Source organism: Streptomyces beijiangensis (assembly GCF_017315755.1).
Taxonomy (GTDB): domain Bacteria; phylum Actinomycetota; class Actinomycetes; order Streptomycetales; family Streptomycetaceae; genus Streptomyces; species Streptomyces beijiangensis.
In genome coordinates this window covers 1-7,661 of the sequence record NZ_JAFLRJ010000407.1, presented here as the reverse complement: position 1 = coordinate 7,661, position 7,661 = coordinate 1, and the positions used below count along the sequence as shown (strand labels likewise).

Below are 7,661 nucleotides of genomic sequence, written 5' to 3'. Positions count from 1 at the left end.
TTGAGCGTTCGCTCAAACCGCAAGTTAGCGCAGTTTGAGCGAACGCTCAAGAAGTTCGGCAGGCCGATTGAAGCGGTCGGCCGGGGCGCTGCAGAAGAGGAGGGGGGCGGAGCGCACGGGCGCCGCTGACTGGCTCGGCTGTCCCGCCCCAAGCGCGGGAATGGATTTCCTTGATCCACTCCCCGTTCGCTCCCCAGAGGGCCCCGGGAAACGACTCAGGGCCGGTCTCCCGTGCAGGAGAACCGGCCCTGACCTGTTGTTTCAGCTGTCGGGGTGGCGGGATTTGAACCCACGACCTCTTCGTCCCGAATGAGGTTCGGTCAAGATCGTGACCTGGGGGTCTTACTGAAAGTGCAGGTCAACAGCTTGGTCTGGGCTGGTGGGGCAAGGTCTCGCGAGGGCCCAAGAGGAAGATCATCTCCCAGGATTCTCCCAGCGCTTGGTGCACGACATGGTGCTCGGTTCGCGGTGGCGACCGGGAGCTGCATTGCGTGAGCAAGTTTGCTCGGATCTGTGGGCGAGCGGGTCGTGGCTTCGTCTGTGCTTGGCGCGGAACCTGCTGAGGTAGTCCACGCGCTTCAGAGTACGTTCTAGTCGGGCATGACGACACCTGCATCAGATGCGTACCGAGGGCGCCTGCGCCGTCGTCGCTTGCCGCGTTCCGAGCGTCGCTGTCGGTGGGATACGCGAGACTGCCGGTGTGTGGACGACCATTCTCTTCATAGGTATCGAGCTAGCGTTTTTGGTCGCGATCGCTCTGGTCTTCATTCCTGGACCGGTGCAGCGCTGGCTGCTGGGGGCCGGGGAGCGTTTCGAGCGACTGCGCGCCGCCTCAGGGGTGCGCCGCGCTGCTCCGCTTCTGACGCAGATACTGCTGCTGCCGCCTCGAATACAAGAACGGGTCGATGGGCATGGATTGGCCCCGCAGTATGTCGTGCGGTGGTGGCGCGCTCTGCCTCTGGCCATGCCAATCAAGACGCTCAGGTTTGTTCTGCTGCTGCTCGTCTTGGTGAAAGTCGACAACATGGCCGACTGGGATCAGCTGCGGTTGACCGCGGACCCGGGACCGAATCCTGGCACGGTACAGGCACTGCTCAGCAGCTTCGTGGCTGTGCCGATGTCAGTGCGGTCGCAGGGCTTTGGCGCGATCAGCACAGCAGCAAACCTCCTGGCATTCGCTCTGATCCTGGTTGCTGAAGTGCTTCTCATCAAGCGCACAAACTTGACGAGCACCGGCAGCGACGCGACGCACGCTGCCTATGACCTGGAGGCTCTTGTCGGGTCCCCAGATAAGGAGAGTGCGCGAAGGGAATATCGGCGCTGTTGGCCGGCCGTTGCGCTGCTTACGGTTGCAGCCCAAAGCGCCACAGTTCTCCGCCGCTGGGAGGAGACACAGCCGGACTGCCAGGTTCCGCGAGTTTCCGTGCAGCCGGTTGAACAAGCCATCTGGACGGCCCATCGGACCCGCCGCGCCAGAGCCAGACGGCACAACGAGCGGCAGTTCAAGGCGCATGCCGCACTGGTGGTTGGCGCGCTACGAAGCGCCGAGGCGCGGCAGGATTCTGAGCCTGGCCGCGCTCTTGAAGACCTCATAGTGATGCTGCTGACAATCGCCGAACGCTACGCCGAGGGCCGCATCGACGACCTGCTCGACGCAGATCTACTCTCCGGTGTGACTCCGGCTACGCCGAGGGAGCGATTGCGGATGCTCGTGGTGGGGCTCGTGGTCGTGCTGGTCATGGCCGGTTCGGCAGCCCTCGGATTGCCTGAGGCTGCACTCGTTCCCTTGCTGCCAGTGGTGGTGCTGTTCGTTGCAGTCGTCTTCAACCGCGGTCGGATGCCAACTGCGGGACAACTCACCGATTTGATCATTCCTCGGTGAAGCTGGTTAGGAGATGGACGACGCCATACTTGCTTCACCATGCAGGACGCCATCTTCGTTGCTCACACGGTGGGATGCGAAGCTCGGTGGGCGGACAAGGCCGCCGCGTCCTCACACCGAGAACTTCGGCGAGACGGTCACGGCCGAGGAGGTCGTCGCTTTGGCGGTGTGCCATCTCCCTACCGGTCTCGGCCCCGGCCGTGGAAAGAAGCCGAACGGGATGAATGACCCACACGACCGCCAGAGCGTCATGCTGGACTGTTCACCAACGAACCACGCGCCGCGGCGTCGCTAACATGCACGGCGTCGGCTGGCAGGTCAGGCTTCGGGTGCCGTGAGGTGTTCCCGGGCCGCGGTCCAGACGTCCTCGAACTCCTCGAAGGTCAGCGGCTCTTCGACGTGTCCTTCCCAGTCGGTGACGGGCGACTCCGCAGTGAAGCCGTAACGGGCATCGTCGTCCTCGACCGATGCGGCGACGATGGGTCGCCGCGCTGGACCTTCGAGTTCGACCTGACGGCTCACCCATTCGTCGTCGCCAACCTCGAAGTAGAACCAGGTGTCTTCTTCGTCCCAGTAGCTACGGAACCATCGCATCACTGGCTCATCCTGGCCCACCGTCGCCGTCCTCCGACAGCGCGATGGTCAATCGAACCAGACAACGAGCCGTACGTTCTCCGGACCGTGCAGCCCGCCCAGCGTCCGCATCACTTCCCAAGCAGGCCCCCAGTGGGTGGCGTCTCCCGCGACCGCGCGACGGCTGTGCGTGCCGGAGCTGTCGGTCTCGTCCCAGTCGGCAGCGGCCAGTTCGGCTCCGGTGATCCAGGTGGTGCTATGGGACCACTCGGGTCCGTGCCATGCGATGAAGGCAGTACGCACCCCATCGGAGACGTCCTCCGGCAGGCCGCGATCTTCGGCCAGCGGCTGGAACCCGAAGGAGTTGCGCACCCCGAAAAGGCAGGCGAGTGCGTCGTAGCCATTGCCGACGTTGAGCACGAACAGATCGATGGCAGCCGTCCAGCCTGCGTCCTCGTCGTCTTCGCCCCAGAGCCGGGCTCCTGGCCTGCACTCGATCATTCCGCTCAGCTCGGTGGACATGCTCGGATTCTGGCGGGCAGAGGTCGGGCCTGTCGTCCGGGTTTTACAACGGCCGCCCCCGCAGGGGAGGTCTCAGGGCGGAGGGACCTCAGCCGATGTGGGGCGGATCTGGCCACATACGGGCCGCCGGAGAGTCGGGGCCGTCGACAACCCATTCCATGCGCGCGTAAGCCGCAGCGCTCAAGTGCTGGGTGAGGCCCTCCGTGTAGACGTCGTGCTTGCCAAACGGATCGGAGTACCGAAACGGATCGCCCCCAACGGGCTGCGGAGGTGACCATGCCTACAGCGAAGCTGCACCGGTTGGAGGTGGCCCTTGCAGCTCACCTGCACCGCCTTGCATCGCTGAGCCATGGCGAACACCTCGGCTGACCGGGCGCCACCCGGCACGGTGCGGGTCGTCTGGGAAGACGCGATTCCCGAGCTTCACGCCGTCGCGGAGCAGGGTGCCGCGTGAAGAAGCGGATGTACCCGTTCTCGGTATCTCGAGCCGGCACGGTTGCCCACGCCGTCACCTGGGGTACAGTTATTTCAGATATGGGTTTCAGGTGGGTCGATTACGGGAGGCGGGCATGGTGCGTACGAGCGTGCTGGCGGGTGCCACACAGGTCGATCCGAGCGCTGTCGACCGGGAGGTGTTTGCAGCAGCCGGTCGCGTGTCACCTGACGAGGCCAGGGTGATACTGAAGACCGCGAACGGCAGTGAGGTCCTTCTGCCCGTCGAGCTGGTCCGGATTCTGGTTGCTTCCGCGAGCGAGCTGGCAAGCGGCCACTCGGTGACCGTGCTGGCCTCCGAAGCGCAGCTGACTCCGGCGGAGGCGGCCACCCTTCTCGGGCTGTCCCGTCCCTTCGTTGCCCGACTCCTTGACTCGGGTGACATTCCGTCGGAGTACCTGCCAGGCAGTCGTCACCGGGTTGTGCGACTCGCTGATGTGCTGGCTTTCCAAGAGCGTCGTGGGCGTCGGCGCGAGGGGCGTCGCCAGATCGCCGAGGCGATGGAAGCGGCAGGGCTGTCGGAGCCGTAAGCCGCTTTGACCGCAGTGCTGTCGGGGATTCGAGGGGGAGGCATTACCCGTGCTGGTCTTTGTGGACACCAACGTCCTGTTTCCGTTCTCGGTCATGGACCTGATGCTGGCCCTCACCGAGGACTCCGTGCACGAGATTGTCTGGTCGGAGCGGCTCCTTGGGGAGTGGGAGCGGGTCATCGTCCGGGAGAGAAAACGCTCGCCCGCTTCGGCCGCCACCGTCACGCGGGCGATCCGCCAGTTCTTTGCGGACTGCGAGATCCCGGAGACGGCTTATGCGCATCTCGTCGACACGATGCCCGGTGACGACCCCGACGACCGCCATCACTCGGCCGCTGCCGTGGCAGCCCGAGCCGAGGCGCTGATCACTTGGAATCTGGACGACTTTCCCGCTGCCTCCCTGGCGGACCGAGGTGTCCGGGTTATGGACCCGGACACCTATCTCTGCGAACTCCACCAGGAGCTTCCTCACGAGGTGTACGACACTGTGGTCCGGTTGGCGGCGGAGAAGCGCAACCCTCCCGTGTCGTTCCAGGAAGCCGTCGTACGCCTGGCGAAGGCCGGGCTGCCCCGTTTCGCGGACCTGTTGGCGGCTGCAGCGGCGCGGTAACCAGTGGCTACGGGGCTGTGGACTGCGACCGGCTTCCCAGGCACTCTCAAAGGTCATGGCAAACGAATCAGGGGCCTGACCCGCTCTCGCGGATCAGGCCCCTGACCTGGTGTTTCAGCTGTCGGGGTGGCGGGATTTGAACCCACGACCTCTTCGTCCCGAATGAGGTTCGGTCGCCGATCTTGCCTGCACGGATAGCGTTTACCCTGGTCAGGGGTGTGGTCTCGATTGGTCTCGCGTGGTGTGGAAGGGGCTGCGGGAGCAAGTCGGCTCCCAAATGGCTCCCAACCTGCTGGTAGCCGGCCTCGCCGTGAGCGTGATCCCCCTACGGAAGCCTCCGATTGGTGGTCCTACAAGTCATCGGGCAGTAGCCGGAATGCTCCGTGTCCCGTCAGTGGCCGAACCATGCGGAAGTGCCGGTCCGAGGTGAACATGACCTCGGTTCGGTAGGCGGCGGCCAGAGCGACGTTCATGGCATCCGTCATGCCGATGCCCTTCCCTCCGTCTGCGTCTCGGTAGCCCTCGAGCACTGTCATCGCCGTGCGCACATGGGGGGTGATGTCGGGGATGGAGAACTTCCGCCTCTCAGTGCCCTTGGCGAGGAAGTCGAGCGCGTTGTATGCGGCCTGCGCACTGATCTTCGTGGTCACCAAGTAGTCGAGTTCAGCCAGGACCATGGGCGAGATCACCATATGTCCAATAGTGGAGAAGGCTTTGCGGTGGATGGCGCTGTCGTCCGTCGAGGAGACGAGAAGCCGATAGAGGGCATTGGTGTCAGCGATGACGACGGCGCTCAAGAGCCCATCCCCTTCAGGGCTTCTTCGATGTCCTCATTGGTGAGATCAGGCCCTGTCCCGATGTCCGGAATCTCCATATCCCCCATGGGCTCAGTCGAGTAGGGCGGAACCTCGTCGGCGTCGATCGGCACGACACGGGCGACGGGGCGGCCGTTCTTGGTCACCGTGATGGTCTCGCCTCGCTCAGCGGCGGCGAGGATCTGCGAGGACCTCTGGTTGAAATCACGAGCAGTGGTTTCCATGTACTACATGTTACTACTTCGTGGCGGCGTTCATCCGTTGCGCAGAGGGCTCGGTCGGTGCCGATCACTGGTCAGCCTTGGGCACGGCAGGACAACTTCCGGCCAGCAAGTGAGCGGCCTGCTGACGGCGGAGCGTAAGCCCCTCAGGTTCTTGCGCAGACACAGCCGACCCTGCTCGGTCATTCATCCATGGCCGTGGACCTGCTTGTACTTCTTGATCAGGTCCTGTGGCAGTCTGCCCCGTTCGTTGACGGCGTGTCCCTGGCCCTTGGCCCATGCACGGACAAGAGACGGTGTGACGTCTGCGCATGAATCCTGTTGCCGCGGCACGGACGGATTCCCAGATGACTCAGGACTTGATCGCCTGGGAGGAGTGGGTGGTCCCTCTCCACTAGGCCTCCCTGGCGGTCCCTCTAGGCCGGTCGATTCAATGACAGCAGCCAGCGCCCGCAGACGGGCGGCGGCCAAAGAGGGTGGCGCCGTGACGACATGGTTGCCGCCCTGCCGTTCCACTCCGGCGATGAGGGGGGACCCCAGGAAGGTCAGAGCCTCCTCGATCTCGCTGCTGTCCAGAGGGGTCTCAAGTGCTCCCTTGGTTTCTCGCCAGATGTCGCTGACCCCCAGCACCCCGGTGGTGTAGCGGATGTCAACGGGATCATTCCCGCTCTTCCAAAGGGTGTGCAGCACCAGGCTCAGGGCTTCCTGCCGTCGCTCCGCCGCCCGCCAGGTGAGTGCCAGCGCCTCTGCATCTTCTCCTGCGGTCACCATGGCGGCGATCTCGCGCGGTGAGAGTGGTGTGCGGCTGTGGCGCATGACGGCATCCGCAAGCTCTCGCGCGGTGATCAGAGCCACCTTTTCCCTTGCCGCTTCCTGGGTGACCCGGGCGTCGAACTGGGGTCCGACCAAGAGTGTGCTCTGCGCCATGTGGCGTTCGCGGTGTTCGCCCAGCCTCCAGAATTTGACGTCCTGATCAGTCACCAGTCCGGCGCCGTCCGTCTTGGCTTCCACTGCGACGCGCTGCCGATCAGTCGGCGACTGCCATAGCTCGATGACCACATCTGTCTTCTTCGGCCCGCCGTGCGTCTCGACGTCGACACCAAGTGCATGAAAGGCAGCCGCAACAGCCTGTTCGAATCGCTGGTAGTCAGCGCTGTCGGTTGCCGCCTGTACGACTTCAGTGGCCAGCGAGCCGAAGCTGCGCTGGCCAGTATCGGTCACGGCATGTGGCTCTGCGGCTGAGCTTCCCCGGGGAATGCCTTGGTCGGCGTTCTCCGGGAGGCCAGAGGTCACACGGTCGAGGAGCGGCAAAGTGTTGACCAGCGAGGCCCCCAACTCCGTTCGCCGGACCGTGAGTCCGATGCGTTCGGCGAGGCCGGTCTCCAGGAGGAGTGCGATGCGGCGTGTGACGTCTTCCCGGGTGAGCTGCACGTCGGGGTATCGCTCCGCGAGAACGCTGAGGAGTGTGGCCGTGTGTGCCTCGTTGTCCAAGGCGTCGAGGGACTCTCCCAGCAAGGCGACGTTGAGGTGCAGCAGACGAACGAAGTCCAGAGCCTCGTCGGACGCCAGACAGCTCTTGGCGAGTTCCGTCGCCGCGAAAGTATCGGTGCCTACCTGAGTCAGGAGACCGAGGGAACGCAAGGTTCCGAGCGTTTGTTCGGCGGAAGATTCCAGAACGCCGAATTCTCCGGAACAGAAGGCTCTGAAGTCACTTCGCTTGATCGCAGGTACGGCGGCGTTCACGAGGCGGGCGAGAGCTTCTACCCGTGTGCCACCCGCGACATAGCCCAGCGAACGTTTACGTGACCTCAGTGCGGCCTGATCGACCTCGGCTAGTTCGACGGCCAACAGGGCCGGTGGCGGGGGAAGTTCGAGGATCTGCCCAGAATGGCGGTGAGGAAGCTGATCGGGGACTACCAGTTTCAGACGTTCGAGGAACCTCAGGCCGCGTTCCGCGGGGACGATCTTGCCGTTGGTCCAGTAGTCCACGAGCCCGGCTGCGCGCAGCCAATACAC

Annotated in this window: 8 protein-coding genes; 3 read left to right on the top strand and 5 right to left on the bottom strand. The window is 64.3% G+C overall.

Annotated elements, in window-relative coordinates; all coding sequences use genetic code 11:
- The first annotated feature begins 700 nt into the window (after positions 1 to 700).
- Positions 701 to 1,882: a hypothetical protein gene (locus tag J0695_RS44390; RefSeq protein WP_307798839.1), complete on the top strand. Its 1,182-nt coding sequence runs from the start codon at positions 701 to 703 to the stop codon at positions 1,880 to 1,882.
- A gap of 318 nt (positions 1,883 to 2,200) precedes the next feature.
- On the opposite strand, the gene J0695_RS32855 is transcribed toward J0695_RS44390, so the two are convergent.
- The gene (locus J0695_RS32855; RefSeq protein WP_242553506.1) at positions 2,201 to 2,476 is read right to left on the bottom strand and encodes a hypothetical protein; all 276 of its coding nucleotides are present in this window, start codon (positions 2,474 to 2,476) and stop codon (positions 2,201 to 2,203) included.
- A 48-nt stretch (positions 2,477 to 2,524) separates the two neighbouring features.
- Positions 2,525 to 2,977, bottom strand: coding sequence for a hypothetical protein (locus J0695_RS32850; RefSeq protein ID WP_206968358.1), 453 nt, complete (start codon positions 2,975 to 2,977; stop codon positions 2,525 to 2,527).
- Positions 2,978 to 3,546: 569 nt separating this feature from the next.
- Here J0695_RS32850 and J0695_RS32845 point away from each other — a divergent pair.
- Entirely contained in the window at positions 3,547 to 3,999 is a 453-nt protein-coding gene (locus J0695_RS32845) for a helix-turn-helix domain-containing protein (protein ID WP_206968356.1), read from the top strand.
- Positions 4,000 to 4,048: 49 nt separating this feature from the next.
- Complete coding sequence (locus J0695_RS32840; RefSeq protein WP_206968355.1) at positions 4,049 to 4,609, top strand: VapC50 family PIN domain-containing toxin; 561 nt, start codon at positions 4,049 to 4,051, stop codon at positions 4,607 to 4,609.
- A 350-nt stretch (positions 4,610 to 4,959) separates the two neighbouring features.
- Here J0695_RS32840 and J0695_RS32835 read toward each other — a convergent pair whose 3' ends face one another.
- The 3 genes from J0695_RS32835 to J0695_RS32825 form a co-directional block, all read right to left on the bottom strand.
- Positions 4,960 to 5,406: a PIN domain-containing protein gene (locus J0695_RS32835; RefSeq protein WP_206968353.1), complete on the bottom strand. Its 447-nt coding sequence runs from the start codon at positions 5,404 to 5,406 to the stop codon at positions 4,960 to 4,962.
- A complete protein-coding gene (locus J0695_RS32830; RefSeq protein WP_206968351.1) occupies positions 5,403 to 5,648 on the bottom strand; it encodes a type II toxin-antitoxin system Phd/YefM family antitoxin in 246 nt (81 codons plus the stop codon). Before J0695_RS32830 ends, J0695_RS32835 begins: the two co-directional genes overlap by 4 nt.
- A gap of 183 nt (positions 5,649 to 5,831) precedes the next feature.
- On the bottom strand, positions 5,832 to 7,661 hold a 1,830-nt coding region (locus J0695_RS32825), incomplete at its 5' end, for an Lsr2 family DNA-binding protein (protein ID WP_206968349.1).

Bases quoted from the DNA above. Each gene is read 5' to 3' on its own strand.
- J0695_RS32845 (WP_206968356.1), top strand. From the start codon at position 3,547: ATGGTGCGTACGAGCGTGCTGGCGGGTGCCACACAGGTCGATCCGAGC.
- J0695_RS32855 (WP_242553506.1), bottom strand. From the start codon at position 2,476: ATGCGATGGTTCCGTAGCTACTGGGACGAAGAAGACACCTGGTTCTAC.
- J0695_RS32830 (WP_206968351.1), bottom strand. From the start codon at position 5,648: ATGGAAACCACTGCTCGTGATTTCAACCAGAGGTCCTCGCAGATCCTC.
- J0695_RS32850 (WP_206968358.1), bottom strand. From the start codon at position 2,977: ATGTCCACCGAGCTGAGCGGAATGATCGAGTGCAGGCCAGGAGCCCGG.